This window comes from Bradyrhizobium sp. 61, assembly GCF_023073075.1.
Lineage (GTDB): Bacteria > Pseudomonadota > Alphaproteobacteria > Rhizobiales > Xanthobacteraceae > Bradyrhizobium > Bradyrhizobium barranii.
Window position 1 is genome coordinate 70,572 of record NZ_JADPIU010000119.1, and the last position, 15,731, is coordinate 86,302.

Here is a 15,731-nt window from a genome sequence, read left to right on the forward strand (position 1 = left end):
TATCAGTTCATGAAGGAGAACAGCCAGCGTAGCGTTTAATTCCAGGGGCGGACAGCTGGCCTGATCACATGCGCGGCAAGGTTACCGAACCGTAGGGTGGGCAAAGGCGCGCGCCACACCCACCGCTGTCGTCCCGGACAAGCGCCGCGAAGCGGCGCGCCGATCCGGGATCCATAGCCACAGGATCGGATTTGACGAAGACTCGTGGTTACCAGTTCGCGCCAAGACTCCTCCCTGTGGCTATGGGTCCCGGGCTCGCGACTTCGTCGCGCCCGGGACGACATCGGTGTTTGCGGCACCACCCCCCGCATTGACTCCCCCTCCCAGGTTGGCGAAAAGCGCGGCCGTGACGACAGCCCCTGATATCACCGTGTCCCCAGCCGGCGCCGCGCGCCGTCCTCTCGTTATGGCCGTGTTCGTCATCGCCGCGATGACGCTGCTGCGCATCGTCTACGCCTCCGCCATCGAGCTGCGCACCGACGAGGCCTATTACTGGACCTGGTCGAAGGAGGGAGCGCTCAGCTTCCTCGATCATCCCCCCATGATCGCCTGGTTCATCCGTTTTGGTACCGCGATCTTCGGCGACACCGTGCTCGGCGTCCGCTTCGGCGGCATCGTCGCGATGCTGGTGACGCAGCTGCTGCTCGCCGACATCGTCCGCCGCCTCACTCATGATGCGCGCGCCATCATGTTCGCGGTGCTGATGCCGGAGGCTGCGCTCTATTACGGCCTGCTGATGGCCAAGGTCGCGCCGGACGTTGCCATGATCCCGTTCGCGGTGGCAATGATGTGGTCCCTGGTGCGGCTCGCGCAGGGCGGCGATGGACGCTGGTGGCTGGCGGCGGGCCTGTTCGCCGGGCTGTCGATGCTGTCGAAATTCACTGCGATCATGTTCGCGCCGGCGGTCGCCGCGTTTTTGCTGGTGCCGGATTGGCGCTGGCGCTGGCTGCGCAGTCCTTACCCCTATCTCGCGGTGCTGATCGCGATCGCCGTGTTCTCCCCGGTGCTGATCTGGAACGCGCAGCACGACTGGGCCTCGTTCCGTTTCCAGGGCGTGCGGGCCACCGCCAATTACGGCATCTCGCTGCGCACGATCGGCGATTACATCGGCCTGCAATTCGGCCTGGTCGGCTTCGTCATGCTGCCGGTCGTGCTGTCAGGCCTCGTGATGACGGCGTGGCGCGGCTATCGCACGCGCGAGCCGGTCGCGATCCTGCTGTCGACCGCGGTGCTGGTGCCGTTCCTCTATTTCTTCTTCAAGTCGACGACGCTCAGGGTCGGCGACACCTGGCCGATGTTCATGTGGCCGGTCGGCTTTGCCGCCGCCGCGGTCAACCTCGTCATGCTGTCGCGCGAGCACTGGTCGGCGCGGATGATCCGGTTGAGCATCTTCTGGCTCAATACGGCGGTCGTCTCGGGGATCGCCTTCGTCGTCATTGTATTCCTGTACTACGTCGCCGCGCCCTGGAATCTCCTCGGCAAGATCGATCCGATCGGCGCCGAGGCCGGCTACGAGCAGGTCGCGGCGCGTGCGCAGGCCGCGCTGGATGAGACCGGCGCGACCTGGATCGCGACCACGGACTATCGCACCTACGCGATGATGCGCTGGCTGTTCAGAGGCCGCGTGCCCGTCATCGAGATCAACGAACGCGGTCGCTTCCAGGGGTTTCGCGATCCCGGCATGGATCGGATCAGCGGGCATGCGGGCATCTATGTCGGGCGAGAGCCGGACAATCGCGCACCGGTGTGGGGATCGATCCCGGCGAAGCGCGAGCAGCTCGGCCAGGTCGAACGTCGCTGGCGCGGCGTTCTGACGGATACCTACGTGATTGAGAAGCTCACCGGCTGGACGCCGGAACTCTCGCCGCCAACGGATTCGCCGCTGTTTCAATGGCGGGTGCTGGCGGGGGAATTCGAGAAACGTACGCTCGCCTAGCGAGGCACCCTTCTTCCCTTCTCCCCTTGTGGGGTCCCAAAGGCAAACGAGGCCACGCGTTGAAGCGGCTTGGCGTGGCATGAGAACAACATACAAACAGAAATCTGAGCTGATCGCTTAGCTGAAACCAGCATTTTTCCCGACATTCACAGGCCGCCATCCCAGATTACCACCCGCTCAAGCATTTAAGCCACTAAGCTGGAGCTATCGTGACGAAACATATTTTCTCTTATTGATATTATCTACGGGGATCGGACATGTTTGATGTCTATCGCAATGGCAAGCGGGACTTCCTCGTCGTCAGCAACGGCTCTCCGATGCCCGCCCTCTACTCTTCCAACAAATGGCGCAAGAGCAGAGCGAGAGTTCTCAAGGTCAGCGACGAGATCAAGGCAGCCGTCCAGGAGCGAGGTTATTATCTTGGCAGCGTGCGGGTGACCAAGAAGGACCTGATCCACACCGAGTGCAGCGTTGCCGATACGACACCGGGCAATCTCTGAACATCCGGCCGACTAGGCCGGCAACCGAGCCAGCCCGGCCTCAATCACGACGATGTCTTCCTCGATCTGCCGGATCGTACTCCTGCAGTCGATCCCGGTACATGCATCGAGATCCGCGATAAGTTTGCGACGCTGTGTTCGAAGCTCATCAAGAGCTGCTTGGTCCCTGAGGGAAACCTAGCCCTCCACGATCAGCTCAATTGCACCTGCCACCATCAAACTCTCCACGCCTTGTTAGCCCCGTCAAGGCACTCCCGACCAGGCGAGGATCGATCGTGCCAATTGGTTACGCGGCTCAATCCCGCGCACTGAGTTCTTCCAGAACAACGCGCCTCCGCAGCTCGTGTGCAGCAGCGGTCAATTGAGACCCTGCGATCAGCCTGAGCCGCTTCAATCTTGAGAGAGCGACGGGGTCGCACAGCTCGATGGAGAGCCCGGCGCCCAATATCGCAATGGCGCGTTGCTCCTCCGCATCGAGATCAGTCCAGGGGATGCCCTTCATCACCGGCCTCAAATCGTCCAGTGCACCTTAAAATCCAAACGCGCGCCTGATTTGCCGCAGCATATCCATGGCCGCGTCGGTGTACCGACCGTTGGTCAGGTATCGATCCAGTTGCAGTGTGCTGATCAGCGCCACAAGCGCTGCCATTAAGCCCTTAAACATTGGGCCTCTCCTGAAAGAGACCGCCAACCGGGCGTGTCGAAATATTGAGCCGTTCTCAGAATGCGCGCCGCATATGGCGGCCTAATATGCAAATGGTGACATTGACTGGTAACCAGTTTCTTAATGGGGTGACGCGCGGTGGTATGGGGCGGCCAGAGGCTGACTTAAAAGCGACGACTTGAATTGCCGCCTCCTCGTGCTCAGTTGCCATTAACTGCGGCACATAATCCTCCAATACTCGAAAGGGCTAACTCGATAGTTCGCTTGCGAGGTGCGGCTTGACTGAGCAAGGTCATTTTACCGGACAATTGCCCTTTAACCCCGTCCGGGTCTGCCTCAGATCAGCCGGCGAGGGATGATATTCCGCTCGTTGGCTCGATTGGGTGGCATCAGCTGCTCGGAGCCTTTCGTGTGGTCCTTTGCTGTTGCGGCACTGTTCCTGGCGTTGTTGGTGTTTGGTGCGGTCGGGTTTATCATTGTCAGCTTTGACTTTCCCGATGAACCGCGAGCTTAAGCTTCGCTCATTCAGGCGGCGCGCCATGTGTCGGTCCGGCGAATGGCGCGAACGATGGCGCGAATAGCGCCGCTACTCCTCGTCCTTCTTCCGCAACAGATCCGTCGCGAGGTCCGACAGTTTTGGCGGCGGCAGCGCCGCGAACGGCAGCGGCCGCGTCACGTCGATCGCGGCCAGACCCAGCCGCGCGGTCAGCAATCCGTTCAGCACACCTTCGCCGAGCCGCTGCGACAGCTTTGCCGCAATCCCATGGCCGAGCATCTGCTGCACCAGGCTGTCGCTCGCGGCCATGCCGCCGGTGATGGCGAGATGGGCGATCACGTGGCGGAGCAGGCGGATCATGCCGAGCGCGCCGGGGCGGCCGCCATAGAGAAAAGCGAGCTGACGGATCAGGCGCAACGCGGCCACGAACACGAATAACACGTCGATCGCCGCGCGCGGCGAAACTGCGGTCACGATCGAGACCTTTTGCGCGGCCGACGACACCAGCCGCCGCGCTTCCGCATCCAGCGGCGACATCAATTCGCGCTCGGCAAGCCGGATCATGTCGGCGCCGTCGATGATCTCGCCCGTGTGGCTCTCCAGCGTCGCGCGAGCGCGTGCAAGCTGCGGATTTTGGTGCGCGATCTTGAGCAGGTCCTGCACGATGACGCGGCTCTCCTTGCGGTCGTCACTGGCAAGGACTGCCGCGGCGCGCGCATGCAGCTTCTCGATGGTTGCAAGGCGCGCCAGACCAAAGGCCTCGCGCCCGATCACCACCGCGAGCGCCAGTGCGGTGACGAAGGCGAATGCGAGGCCGACGAAGCCGAGCGTTTCGCTGCGCGCAAACAGATCCTCGATCAGACGGACCACGCCGAGCCCGGTGCCGAGCAGCGTCAGCCCGCCGAGTCCGGACCAGAACAGCGTGCCCCAGGGAAAGCCGCGCCGCGCGGGGAGCGCCGCCTCGATCGGCACCGGCAATGCCTGCGGATCGTGCTCGGGCGTGATCTGGATCGTGGTGCGGCCAAGCCGCGCCGCTTCGTCGGCTTCGGTGACGACGACGCCGGGATCGTCGAGCCGGAACGTCGCCGGCCGCCGCGGCTTGGATCGGTCGTTCATGACAGCTTGTCTCCGATCAGGAACTGCAGGGCACGGTCGAGGCGGATGTGTGGCAGCGCCGGCTCGTCATTGCCCTCGCGTTCGAGCTTTGGCGGACGGAAGCGCAGGAAGCGAAAATCGCTCTTCTCGGCGGCCTCGGTCGAGAGGCCGCGGAATGCGTCGGTGCCGTTGAACAGCGGCTCGGGGTCCTGCGGCAGGTCACCCGGAAACGTCGCAACCTCCATGTTGCCGTCAAAGAATTCGCCGCCCGCGCTTTCGCCGGCCGCCGGCGTTCCCAGGATCGACGGCAATTTGTCGCGGCCATGCGCGACCTGGGCCTCGCGCGTGGCGCGAACTGCGGCAAGCGCTACCACGTCGATCTCCGCGCCGGTATCTTCCGCGCGCACCACCGCGCGGGTGACGGCGCGGCGCAGCACCGCCTCGAGCCGGTCGTGACTGGAATGATGCAGATGGTCCGCCTTGGTCGCCGCGAACAGGATGCGGTCGATACGCGGCCGGAACAGGCTGGAGAGGAAGGTGCTGCGGCCGATGCGGAAGCAGTCGAGAATTCCGGCAAGCGCGGCTTCGAGATCGTGCAGCGCTTCGGGGCCGGAGTTGAAGGCGGCGAGCGCGTCGGCCAGCACGATCTGGCGATCGAGCCGGGCAAAATGATCATGGAAGAACGGCCGCACCACGACGTCCTTGTAGGCCTCGAAGCGGCGGACCATCATCGCCCACAGCGAGCCGTCCGGTGCCTGGCCGCCCACGGGCACGTCGAGCGGTGCAAAAGTCAGCGCCGGCGTGTCGGCGAGATTGCCGGGCATCAGGAAGCGGCCGGGCGGCAGCAGGCTCATCGCGAACCGCTCGTCGCGGCAGGCGCGCAAATAGCCGGTGAAGAGCTTTGCCGCCGTCAGCGTCGCCTGCTCGTCCTCGCGCGCCTCGGGCTTGAGCGTCGCGAGATGCGCGTGCCAATCCGCCGCAAGATGCGCGCGCGGCGCCTCGCGCGACAGCGCGAGGCTTTCGGCCGACCATTGCTCATAGCTCTTCTGGAGCAGCGGCAGGTCGAGCAACCACTCGCCGGGATAATCGACGATGTCGAGCGTCAATGTGCGGTCGGCGCCGTTCTGGCGCTGATAGTCGATGACGAGCCTGAGTTCGCTGATGTCGACGGTCGAGTTCGGCCAGCGCCGCTCCTCGAGCAGCGCGCGCAAATGGTTCTCATAGGCGAAGCGCGGCACGGCGTCGTCCGGCTGCGGCGCCAGATGCGCCCGCGCGATCCGGCCCGAGGCATAGGCCTCGAACACCGGAAAGCGGCCGCCACGGGTGAGGCCATGGATCAGCGCGGTGATGAATACGGTCTTACCGGCCCGTGACAGGCCGGTGACCCCGAGACGCACCGTCGGGTTGAAGAAGTGCTCGCCATAGTCGATCAGCGCCCTGGCCGACAGCCGCGCTTCTTCGACCATATCCTGGAAACTGAATGCCATATGAACGTGATTGATCTCGGGGCGGGCGGAACAGTGAAGCCGTTCACAAAAGTGGCAATTGCGTAGGGAAAATCAAGCTTCATACTTCCACCGCCTTTGTCGGCAAATCAGCCGTTTGAACGATGCGCCGATCGCGAAAGACCCTACAAGAGGGCATTGTCTTAGCCTTGCGGATTGCCATGACCGTCTTCCCGCTGAAACAGCTCGCATCCACCTCCGTCCACGCCGCGGCCGACGCGATCGGCTGGAACTACGACCGTGCCGAATTGATCGCGGACGGCGTGATCCACGCGATCGGCGTGTTCTGCGGCATCGTCGCCGCCACGGTCCTGGTGGTGCTGACGGCGGTTTATGCCGACGCCACCAACATCGTCGGGGTCTCGATCTATGTCGCCGGCCTGCTCTCGATGCTGGTGCTGTCGGCGACCTATAATCTCTGGCCGGTCTCGCCGGCCAAATGGCTGCTGCGGCGGTTCGACCATTGCGCGATCTATCTGCTGATCGCGGCGACCTATACGCCGTTCATCCTCGAGGTGAGGGACAGTGTGTTCGCGCTGGTGCTGCTCGGCGGCGTCTGGTGCGTCGCGATCCTCGGTATCGTGCTGAAACTTCTCTATCCCGGCCGGTTCGACCGCGTCGCAGTCGGAATCTATCTCGCGATGGGCTGGAGCGGCGTGATGGTCTACGACGCCGTGGTCAAGGCGCTGCCTGCGCTGGTGCTGGGCTTCATCCTTGCGGGCGGCCTGCTCTACAGCTTTGGCGTGATCTTCCATGCCTGGCGGCGGCTGCGCTTCCAGAATGCGATCTGGCACGGCTTTGTCTTGGCCGGCGCGGCGTGCCATTATACCGCGGTGCTCGACCTCGTGTTGAGCTGAGCAAGATCCGCGAAGCGGAATAAGCGAAGCGGTATAAGATAGCGAAGCGCTATCCGAAAAGAGAAGCGCTACAAGACAAAGAGGAGACGTCGCATGCAGGTGACCGGCAAGGTCGTGGTCGTCACGGGCGGCGCAAACGGCATCGGCAAGGCGCTGTGCGAGGCCTTCCACAAGGCGGGTGCCGCCAAGGTCGTCGTCGCGGACATGGACGCCGCCAATGCAAGAGCCGTCGCCGCCACGGTGGATGGCGCGGCCTTCAGATGCGACGTCGCGCAGGAAAAAGAGGTCGCCCACGTCATCGAGGAGACCGAACGGCAGTTCGGCCCGATCGAATTGTTCTGCTCCAATGCCGGCATCGGTGGCGGCTTCGATCCGATGTCGGTCAATGCCGGCGGCGCCTCCGACGAGCCGTGGCAGCGGAGCTGGGCGATCCATGTCATGGCCCATGTCTATGCGGCGCGGTATCTCATTCCCCGCATGAAGGCGCGCGGCGGCGGCTATTTCCTCAACACGATCTCGGCGGCGGGTCTGCTGTCGCAGGTCGGAAGCCCGGCCTATTCCACCACCAAACACGCCGCGGTCGGCTTTGCCGAAAATCTCGCGATCTCGCACAAGGCGGACAATATCAAGGTCTCGATCCTCTGCCCGCAGGGCGTCGACACCAACATGCTGCGCTCGATCCCGAAGGGCCCGCAATCCGGCGATGGTGATCTCACGCCGGAGCAGGTTGCGAAAGACGTGCTCGCCGGCCTCGCGCAGGAGACCTTCCTGATCCTGCCGCACCCCCAGGTGCTCGGCTACATGCGCAAGAAGACCGAGAATTACGACCGCTGGATCGGCGGCATGGCCAAGATCCAGGCCAAGATGCGGGAGGAGTTCGGGAAGTAGCCGGCGCACTTGACGCTGTCATGCCCCGCGAAGGCGGGGCATCCAGGACGCCGCGGCCTGTCGGTTCAACCACATCCGTCTCGGAATACTGGATCGCCCGCCTTCGCGGGCGATGACACCTAGTTACGCCGCCGACTCCCCCTCATCCTCCATCCGGCTCTGCCGCAGCGCCCGCGCATAGAGCATCATGCCCTCGCGCACCGTGCGCTGCTCGGCCTCTGTCAGCGCGGTCAGCGCGCCGCGCACCTGCTGGCGGCCGAACGCGTGCAGCGCCTCCAGTGTGCGCCGGCCCTTCGCCGTGAGCGACAACAGCTTGCTGCGCGCATCGGCTTCGTCAGGCGTCTCCCGCAGCTCGCCGCAATCGACCAGCTTGCGCACCATGCGGCTGACGCTGGATTTCTCCAGCCGCAGGAAATCGCCCAGCTCGCCTGAGTTCATCGGGCCGCGAATCCCGATCTCCAGGATCGTGTGCACGGCCGAGGGCGGATAGTCCGAGGCCGCCACCGTCGCATCCATGAAGCCGAGCTCCCGCACCATCAATCGCGAGGCGGCGCGGATGTCGTCGATCAGCGAAGGCTCGGCCATCTTGACTCCCGGCATATAGTTGTATCATACAACGAAATGCACGCAACGTCGCGCGCAAGCGTTTTGGAGTGAGCCATGAGCGGAACTTTGCCGGCCGGGATGCGGATGAGAGGCAAGGTCTGCCTCGTCACGGGCGGCGGCAGCGGCATCGGCCGCGCCACGGCGCTGCGGATGGCCTCGGAAGGCGCGGAGGCGATCGTCGTTGCGGGGCGGCGCGAAGCCGAAATCAAGGACACCGCCGCAGCGTGCCGGGAGCTCGGCGCTGAAGCGATAGCGATCCAAACCGACATCACGCGAGAGGACGACGTCGAACGTCTGGTTCGCACGGCGGTCGAGCGCTGCGGTCGGCTCGATGTCGCCTTCAACAATGCCGGATTCCAGGAGCGCCGCGCGCCGCTGGAAGAGCAGAGCACGGAGATCTACGACACGGTGTTCGACACTAATGTCCGTGCGCTGTTCTTGTGCCTGCGCCATCAATTGCCGGCGATGCTGGCGCAGGGGCGCGGCAGCATCGTCGTCAACGCCTCCGTCAGCGGCGTGCGCAATCCCAATCCCGGCTTCTCGCTCTACTCGGCCTCGAAGGCCGCCGCGATCTCGCTGACACGCTCGGCCGCGATGGAGAACGCCCCGCGCGGCATCCGCATCAACGCCATCGCGCCCGGCCGCGTCGTCACCGACATGATGCTGCGCGCCGGCGTCGGCGATGTCGCAACCGTCAGTGCGGGCCTGCCGCTGCGGCGGATGGGGAGTCCGGAGGAAGTGGCGGAGGCCGTGGTGTGGCTGTCGTCCGACGCGTCATCCTACGTCGTCGGGCATGTGCTGGCGGCGGACGGGGGATTTTTGGCGTCGTAGTTGGCGCGATGTCGCGGCAAATTCGGTGTCGTCCCCGCGGACGCGGGGACCCATGACCACAGGGAGTAATCGTGGCGCGAAGCTGCCCACCACGAGTCCTCGTCAAACTTCTCCCTGTGGGTATGGGTCCCTGCGCCCCGTGCGCAATTGCGCACTAGGCAGGGACGACAAAGCTAATGCTTCTGCCCGTACAGCACCGGCACCGCCGAATCCACGACGACCTCGACGAGGCTCGTCCCGTCGAACGCCATTCCGCGCTCGAGCGCCTCGCCCAGTTCCGCGGCCTTGCTCACCCGCACCGCATGGCACCCCATGCCCTCGGCGAGCCTGACGAAATCGATCCCCGGCAGCTCCAATCCCGGCACGTTCCTCACCTGCATCACCTGGCTGAACGAGCGCATTGCGCCGTAGCCGGAATTGTTGATGACGACGATGGTCAGCGGCAGCTTTCGTTGCGCGGCGGTCCACAGCGCCTGGATCGAATACATCGCCGAGCCGTCGCCGATCAGGCACACCGTCCGCTGCTTCGGCTTGCCGAGCGCCATGCCGACCGCCGCGGGTAGCGAGTAACCGAGGCCGCCGCTTGCCATGGTGTAGAAACTGTCCTGGCCGCGCATCGGCATGAACTTCTGCATCGCCGGCCGGTGCGAGGGCACTTCCTCGACGAGTGACGCGTCGTCCGGCATCGCCTGCGACAGCGAATGCAGCAAAAATTCCACCGGCAGCGGATCGGCGGCCTGCGGCGCCGACGGCAGCGTGCGGCCTTTCGGCGTCGCGCGCTTGCTCTCCGGCAGCAGGTCGAGCAGCAGGCTCAGCGCCGGCGTCATGGTCGCGATGATGCTGGTGCCGACCGGCGTCACCGCCGCCGCGTCCGGATCATCGGTGATCTGAAAAATCGTCGCGCCGCCGTCGAAGATCGCGGCATGGCCCTCGACATGGAAGGTGAACACGGGCGCGCCGATGACCACGACCACATCGTGCTCGCGCAGCGCGTCGGACAGTTGTGCGGGCGAGGCGTGCAGGAAGCCCGCGAACTGGGGATGACGCTCGGGGAAGGAGCAGCGCGCGGAGAACGGGCTGACCCAGACGCTGGCCTTCGCCTTCTCGGCGACGCGCACCATCAAATCGACCGCGCCGGCGCGGTCGACGCCGGGGCCGACCACGAGGGCAGGGTGTTTTGCAGAGCCGAGCGCGGCGACCAGCGCCGTCATCGCGTCCGGCTCGGGCCCGATCTCGCGGCTGACCTTGCGGGCCTCGACCGGTGCGGTCGCATGGGCCCAGTCGTCGATCGGGATCGACACGAAGGTCGGCCCGCAGGGCGGCTGCATCGCGGTGTAATAGGCCCGCGCGATCGCGGCCGGAACGTCCTCGGGCCGGGCCGGCTCGACGCTGTACTTGACGTAAGGCCGCGGGAATTCCGAGGCGCGCTCGGCATACAGGAACGCCTGCAAGGGCAGGATCGAGCGCGCCTGCTGGCCCGCGGTGATCACGAGGGGCGTCTGGTTGCGGTGCGCGGTGTAGATATTGCCGAGCGCGTTGCCGACGCCGGCGGCCGAATGCAGATTGACGAAGCCGGCATTGCGCGTCGCCTGCGCGTAACCATCGGCCATGCCGACGGCGGAGGCCTCCTGCAGCGCCAGCACGTAGTCGATGTCATCAGGCCAGTCGCTCAGGAACGGCAACTCGGTCGAGCCGGGATTGCCGAACACCCTGTCGATGCCCAGCGAGCGCAGCAGATCGAGCGTCGCCTGCTTCACGGTGACGGACTTGCTGCCGCTCTTGCCGTTCTTGGCCATGGTTTCCGTCCCTCTTTATTCCTCATCCTGAGGAGCGCGGAACGCGCGTCTCGAAGGATGAAGGCCCGGCTGGTGGCCTCGCCCTTCGAGACGCGCGCGAAGGGGCGCGCTCCTCAGGGTGAGGGTCTAATAACGGTGCCTACCACACCGCCGTGCCCTTCATCGTCGGCTGTCCCTCCGCATTCGCGGTCCACAGCTCCAGGCCCGCCTCAGTCTCGTTGGCGTTGATGGAGAACTCGGTGCCCTCGAACAGCGGCTGAAGGCCGCGATACGAAAACTTCTTCGGCGCCTTGCCGTCGTGCAGCTTCGCCGCCATCTCCACGATCAGCGCCGCCTGCAGCGGCCCGTGGAAGATCAGGCCCGGGTAACCCTCGACCTTGGTGACGTAGTCGCGGTCGTAATGGATGCGGTGGCCATTGAAGGTCAGCGCGGAATAACGAAACAGCAGCACGGGATCGGACACGTGCGTCTCGCGGCGCTGCGCCTTGGGCGGCGGAGGCGGGGCCTTTGCCGTCGCAGGCGCGCTCGTCGTCATCTCGCGATAGACGATGTCCTGCCGCTCGCGGATGGCAACGCCCCGCGGCGAGGAGATGCTGTGCTCGACCGAGACGAAGCACAGCGTGCCGGTCGAGCCGGATTTCACCTGCACATCGGCGATGCGCGAGGTCCGCGTCGATTCATCGCCGACGCGCAAGGGCTGCAGGAATTCGATCTCGCCGCCGGCCCACATCCGGCGCGGCAGCGGCACCGGCGGCAGGAAGCCGCCGCGGGTCGGATGGCCGTCGGGTCCCAGCATCGACATCGGAAACACCGGCTGCGCCAGGCACCAGTGCACCGTGAACGGCGCGGCATCACCCTTTTTGGGCTCGCCGACCTCCTGGAACAGCGTCGCGCGCAGGCCCTTGACGAGCTGCGCGGTGACGATGTCGGTGGCCTCGGTGCTGCGGCCGATCCATTGCCGCAAGTGATCGATGTCGAGCTTCTCGGCCATGACGCCTCGCTCTTGTTATGACTTCTTGGCCGGCCGCTCGCCGATGCCTGGCACGGCGCCATAGCTGCGGGTCTCGCCGACGATGATCGGCGCCGGCGCGGGGTAGCTGACGCGTCCCTGTGGCGTATCAACCTCGATCCGGCGCAGATGCGGATGGTTGGTGAGGTCGGCCATGGTGTTGACCTCGGCAAACGCGATGTCGGCGTTCGACAGCCGCTTCAACAGCTCGTCGCGCGTCATCTTGCCGAAAATGTCTGCGACCGTCGTGTCGGTGAAGTCGCGATTGCGCACGCGCTCGACCATGTTGGCGACGCGCGGATCGGCCGGCAAATCGGGCTGGTCGAGCACCTTGACGCACAGCGTCTTCCACTCGCGCTCGCTCTGGATCGAGATCAAGATGTCCTTGCCGTCCTTCGATGTGAACACGCCGTAGGGCGCGATCGAGGGATGGCGCAGGCCCATGCGCTTCGGCGGATTGCCGGCTTCGGAATTGAGCAGCGGCACGGTGCACCAGTCCGCCATCACGTCGAACATGGAGATGCGGATGTCACAGCCCTTGCCGGTGCGCCCGCGCGCGATCAGCGCTTCCAGGATCGCCGCATGCGCGGTCGCGCCGGTCGCGACGTCGACGATGGACATGCCGACGCGCGAGGCGCCGTCAGGATTGCCGGTGATGGAGGCGAGGCCGCTCTCGGCCTGGATCAGCAGGTCATAGGCCTTGCGGTGGGCGTAGGGACCTTCGTCGCCATAGCCGGTGATGGTGCACGAGATCAGCTTCGGATAGTCCTTCAGCAGCCGCTCGCGCGAAAAGCCGAGCTTGTCCATCGAGCCCGGCTTGAGGTTCTGGATCAGCACGTCCGCGCTCGCGATCAGCTTCTCGAGCTCGGCGCAGCCTTCCTTGGTGGCGAGATCGACCACCGCCGATTGCTTGCCGCGGTTGAGCCACACGAAATAGCTGCTCTGGCCCTTGGCCGCCGCGTCATAGCCGCGGGCGAAATCGCCCTCGGGCCGCTCGATCTTGATCACCTCTGCGCCGGCGTCTGCCAGCCGCGACGAGCAGAACGGCGCCGCGACCGCCTGCTCGACCGCAATCACCCTGATCCCGTCCAATGCTCCCATGATGCGACCTCAGTACGAGCGGGGCATGCCGAGCACGTGCTCGGCGACGTAGGACAGCACCAGGTTGGTCGAGATCGGCGCCACCTGGTAGAGCCGCGTCTCGCGGAATTTGCGCTCGACGTCGTACTCCTCGGCGAAGCCGAAGCCGCCATGGGTCTGGATGCAGGCGTTTGCCGCTTCCCACGACGCATCCGCGGCGAGCATTTTTGCCATGTTGGCCTCCGCACCGCAGTCGAGCCCGGCTTCGTATTTGCGCGTCGCTTCCTTCACCATCAGCTCGGCCGCGCGCATCGAGGCGTAGGCCTTGGCGATCGGGAACTGGATGCCTTGATTTTGGCCGATCGGCCGGCCGAACACCGCGCGCTCCTTGGCGTAGTTCGTGGCCTTGGCGATGAACCACTTTGCGTCGCCGACGCATTCGGCCGCGATCAGGATGCGCTCCGCATTCATGCCGGAGAGGATGTAGCGGAACCCCTTGCCTTCCTCGCCGATCAGATTCTCCGCCGGCACCTTCATGTCGGTAAAGAACACTTCGGTGGTGGCGTGGTTCATCATGGTGCGGATCGGACGGATCTCGAGGCCGTTGTTCTTGGCCTCGCGCATATCGACGATGAAGACCGAGAGACCATCGGTGCGCTTCTTGCTCTGCTCCTTCGGCGTGGTGCGCGCCAGCAGCACCATCAGGTCGGAATGCTCGGCGCGACTGGTCCAGATCTTCTGGCCGTTGACGATGTAGCTGTCGTTGCCTTCCTTGCGCGCAAAGGTCTTCAGCGAGGAGGTGTCGGTGCCGCTGGTCGGCTCAGTGACGCCGAACGCCTGAAGCCGCAATTCGCCGCTGGCGATCTTCGGCAGGTACTTCGCTTTCTGCTCGTCGTTGCCGTGCCGCAGCACGGTGCCCATCGTGTACATCTGGGCGTGACAGCCACCGCCGTTGCAGCCCGCACGCTGGATTTCTTCGAGGATCGCAGCCGCCGCGGACAGCTTCAGGCCCGCGCCGCCATATTCCTCGGGGATCAGCACCGAGAGATAGCCGGCCTGCGTCAACGCGTCGACGAAGGCCTTGGGATAGGCCATCTCACGGTCGAGCTTGCGCCAGTATTCGCCGGGAAACTGCGCGCAGAGCTTTGCGACGGCCTCGCGGATGTCGGCGTGATCTTCGGTGTGGTGTTGTTCACTCATGGCGTTTTCCATCGATAGCGGCAGTCAAGATAACGCCGGCCGATCCTCTGGCGTTGTGAAAACATCGCCAGCCCCCTATGCTCATTTGTTATAGCGTATGAAGTAGCCTTCCAGGATTGGCAAGCATGGATTTCCGGCAGCTCAGGACCTTCAGTTGCGTGGCGGAGCTCGGCAGCCTCTCCAAGGCCTCCGACACGTTGCGCGTGGCGCAGCCGGCGCTGAGCCGGCAGATCAAGCTGCTGGAACACGAGCTGCGTACCGAATTGTTCACGCGCAATGGTCGCGGCATGGTGCTGACGGAAGCCGGCCGTCTCCTGCTGGCCCGCACCTCCGGCATCGTGCGGCAGATCGACCAGATCCGCGACGACATCCAGTCGACCAAGGGGCCGCCGTCCGGCCAGGTCGTGCTCGGCCTGGTTCCGACCGTGAGCTGCGTGCTGTCGGCGCGCTTCGCGCGGCGCTGCGTCGAAAAGTTTCCCGGCATTTCGTTGCGCATCGTCGAGAGCTACAGCGGCCATCTCGTCGAATGGTTGCATCGCGGCGAGATGGATCTGGCCATTCTCTACGGCCGCTCCGCCGATCTGCATCTCAACGTGGAGAGCCTCGGCCGCGACAACATCGTCGCGGTTGGCCCGCGCGGCTGCGGCCTCGCGCGCAAGAAGAGCGTCGATGTCGGCTGGCTGCTGCGCCAGCGGCTGGTGCTGCCCAGTCATTCCCACGGTCTCCGCGCGCTGATCGAGCACGCCGCCGCCCAGCGCAAGATCAAGCTCGACGTCCAGCTCGAGGCGGATTCGTTCCGCGTGCTGACGAGCCTCGTCGAGGAAGGCCTCGGCTTCGCGCTGCTGCCGCCCTCGTCGGTCCACGGCGAGGTCGCCGACGGACGGCTGGAGACCGCGCCCGTATCCAAGCCGATGACGCGCGAGCTCATTTTCGCCTCTCCGATCGACCGCCCGGCCTCGACGGCGTCGCTCGCCGTCACGACGCTTCTGCGCGAGGAAGTCGCGGCCTGCCGCAAGGAAGGCCTGTGGGACATCAAGTTGAGTTAGATGCACGCGTGTCCTAGAACAGTCGCGCGCCAACTTGCCTTCGCATCTGGCGCGACCTGTCATGCCGGAATTCTATAGCTGGACCGGATGAAGAGTGAGGAGCGTGCGCTCCCAGCCTCACCCTCAGTGTCATCGCCCGCGAAGGCGGGCGATCCAGTATTCCAGAGGCGGCGCGGCTAGAACCGAGAAGCCGCGGCGTACTGGATGCCCCGCCTTCGCGGG

The 15,731-nt window shown here is 65.0% G+C and carries 15 protein-coding genes; 6 read left to right on the plus strand and 9 right to left on the minus strand.

The window, feature by feature from the left end; translation table 11 throughout:
• Positions 1-406 precede the first annotated feature (406 nt).
• Both IVB46_RS44115 and IVB46_RS44120 read left to right on the plus strand, forming a co-directional pair.
• Positions 407-1,936: a glycosyltransferase family 39 protein gene (locus IVB46_RS44115; RefSeq protein ID WP_247315873.1), complete on the plus strand. Its 1,530-nt coding sequence runs from the start codon at positions 407-409 to the stop codon at positions 1,934-1,936.
• 257 nt (positions 1,937-2,193) lie between these two features.
• Positions 2,194-2,436 carry a hypothetical protein gene (locus tag IVB46_RS44120; RefSeq protein ID WP_166081584.1) on the plus strand — a complete coding sequence of 81 codons (243 nt, stop codon included), beginning with the start codon at positions 2,194-2,196 and terminating at the stop codon, positions 2,434-2,436.
• A gap of 295 nt (positions 2,437-2,731) precedes the next feature.
• Here IVB46_RS44120 and IVB46_RS44130 read toward each other — a convergent pair whose 3' ends face one another.
• The 4 genes from IVB46_RS44130 to IVB46_RS44140 all read right to left on the minus strand — a co-directional run bounded on the left by IVB46_RS44130 (position 2,732) and on the right by IVB46_RS44140 (position 6,178).
• Complete coding sequence (locus IVB46_RS44130; protein ID WP_247315215.1) at positions 2,732-2,938, minus strand: hypothetical protein; 207 nt, start codon at positions 2,936-2,938, stop codon at positions 2,732-2,734.
• A 27-nt stretch (positions 2,939-2,965) separates the two neighbouring features.
• The gene (locus tag IVB46_RS45005) at positions 2,966-3,100 is read right to left on the minus strand and encodes a hypothetical protein (protein ID WP_256461605.1); all 135 of its coding nucleotides are present in this window, start codon (positions 3,098-3,100) and stop codon (positions 2,966-2,968) included.
• A gap of 586 nt (positions 3,101-3,686) precedes the next feature.
• Positions 3,687-4,712 carry a TIGR01620 family protein gene (locus tag IVB46_RS44135; RefSeq protein WP_063985433.1) on the minus strand — a complete coding sequence of 342 codons (1,026 nt, stop codon included), beginning with the start codon at positions 4,710-4,712 and terminating at the stop codon, positions 3,687-3,689.
• Positions 4,709-6,178, minus strand: coding sequence for a YcjX family protein (locus IVB46_RS44140; protein WP_247315214.1), 1,470 nt, complete (start codon positions 6,176-6,178; stop codon positions 4,709-4,711). The genes IVB46_RS44135 and IVB46_RS44140 overlap by 4 nt, the downstream gene beginning before the upstream one ends.
• Positions 6,179-6,357: 179 nt before the next feature.
• Here IVB46_RS44140 and IVB46_RS44145 point away from each other — a divergent pair, with 179 nt between their 5' ends.
• Positions 6,358-7,053: a hemolysin III family protein gene (locus tag IVB46_RS44145; RefSeq protein WP_247315212.1), complete on the plus strand. Its 696-nt coding sequence runs from the start codon at positions 6,358-6,360 to the stop codon at positions 7,051-7,053.
• 93 nt (positions 7,054-7,146) lie between these two features.
• Positions 7,147-7,941, plus strand: a complete 795-nt coding sequence (locus tag IVB46_RS44150; RefSeq protein ID WP_247315210.1) for an SDR family oxidoreductase — start codon at positions 7,147-7,149, stop codon at positions 7,939-7,941.
• A 123-nt stretch (positions 7,942-8,064) separates the two neighbouring features.
• Here IVB46_RS44150 and IVB46_RS44155 read toward each other — a convergent pair whose 3' ends face one another.
• Complete coding sequence (locus IVB46_RS44155) at positions 8,065-8,526, minus strand: MarR family winged helix-turn-helix transcriptional regulator (RefSeq protein ID WP_247315208.1); 462 nt, start codon at positions 8,524-8,526, stop codon at positions 8,065-8,067.
• A gap of 75 nt (positions 8,527-8,601) precedes the next feature.
• On the opposite strand from IVB46_RS44155, the gene IVB46_RS44160 reads away from it, so the two are divergent.
• Positions 8,602-9,378, plus strand: a complete 777-nt coding sequence (locus tag IVB46_RS44160) for a glucose 1-dehydrogenase (protein ID WP_247315205.1) — start codon at positions 8,602-8,604, stop codon at positions 9,376-9,378.
• Positions 9,379-9,551: 173 nt separating this feature from the next.
• On the opposite strand, the gene mdlC is transcribed toward IVB46_RS44160, so the two are convergent.
• The 4 genes from mdlC to IVB46_RS44180 form a co-directional block, all read right to left on the minus strand.
• Positions 9,552-11,174 (minus strand): benzoylformate decarboxylase, encoded by a 1,623-nt coding sequence (mdlC, locus tag IVB46_RS44165; RefSeq protein WP_247315202.1) that lies wholly within the window; start codon positions 11,172-11,174, stop codon positions 9,552-9,554.
• Between the two features lie 139 nt (positions 11,175-11,313).
• Entirely contained in the window at positions 11,314-12,165 is an 852-nt protein-coding gene (locus IVB46_RS44170) for a MaoC family dehydratase N-terminal domain-containing protein (protein ID WP_247346162.1), read from the minus strand.
• Positions 12,166-12,180: 15 nt separating this feature from the next.
• Positions 12,181-13,284: a CaiB/BaiF CoA-transferase family protein gene (locus tag IVB46_RS44175; RefSeq protein WP_247346166.1), complete on the minus strand. Its 1,104-nt coding sequence runs from the start codon at positions 13,282-13,284 to the stop codon at positions 12,181-12,183.
• A gap of 9 nt (positions 13,285-13,293) precedes the next feature.
• Positions 13,294-14,463 (minus strand): acyl-CoA dehydrogenase family protein, encoded by a 1,170-nt coding sequence (locus IVB46_RS44180; protein WP_014492293.1) that lies wholly within the window; start codon positions 14,461-14,463, stop codon positions 13,294-13,296.
• A gap of 125 nt (positions 14,464-14,588) precedes the next feature.
• Between IVB46_RS44180 and IVB46_RS44185 the strand changes: the two genes are divergently transcribed.
• Complete coding sequence (locus IVB46_RS44185; protein WP_247315193.1) at positions 14,589-15,509, plus strand: LysR substrate-binding domain-containing protein; 921 nt, start codon at positions 14,589-14,591, stop codon at positions 15,507-15,509.
• Positions 15,510-15,731 lie beyond the last annotated feature (222 nt).